Genomic DNA, 490 nt, shown 5'->3' with positions numbered 1-490 from the left:
CAATGATTTTATCAGAGTATAGGTCCATTACCGGAGATAAATAAACCTTTTGGTTTGTTGAATTATTGCCATACCTAAACTCACTAACATCAGTAGTTAGTTTTTGTCCAAAATAATCAGCCTTAAAATCACCATGTAGAATGTTAGGTGCTATATGTCCAACTTGTCCTTTATAAGAATTATATTTACGTTTTCGTTTACTAAATAACTTACATTGTAAACCGTATTTATGCATGATTCTTTGAACACATTTATGATTTACTACCTTATTGTTATTTCGTAGATGGGCAGTAATTCTACGGTATCCATAGGTTTTATGTTCATTCACTGCTTTTTTTACTTCGGATTCGATAAGTTGCTTATCTAAAGATAGCGTAGCTTTCTTGTGATAATAATAACTGCTTCTTGGAATTTTTAAAATACGTAGAATACTAGATAATGCGGTTTGATGAAAACTTTGATTAATAATTTCTACAGCTTGATATTTATT

1 protein-coding gene is annotated in these 490 nt (G+C 29.8%); it reads right to left on the bottom strand.

Features of this window, described 5'->3' with window-relative positions; all coding sequences use genetic code 11:
• Positions 1-490: IS3 family transposase (locus tag FD06_RS02440; RefSeq protein WP_162256000.1), on the bottom strand; the 490-nt coding region annotated here is incomplete at both ends.

Source organism: Apilactobacillus ozensis DSM 23829 = JCM 17196, from assembly GCF_001435995.1.
In the GTDB taxonomy this organism is placed as follows: Bacteria; Bacillota; Bacilli; order Lactobacillales; family Lactobacillaceae; genus Apilactobacillus; species Apilactobacillus ozensis.
The sequence above is the reverse complement of the archived record's forward strand: the minus strand, read 5'-3'. Positions and strand labels throughout refer to the sequence as shown.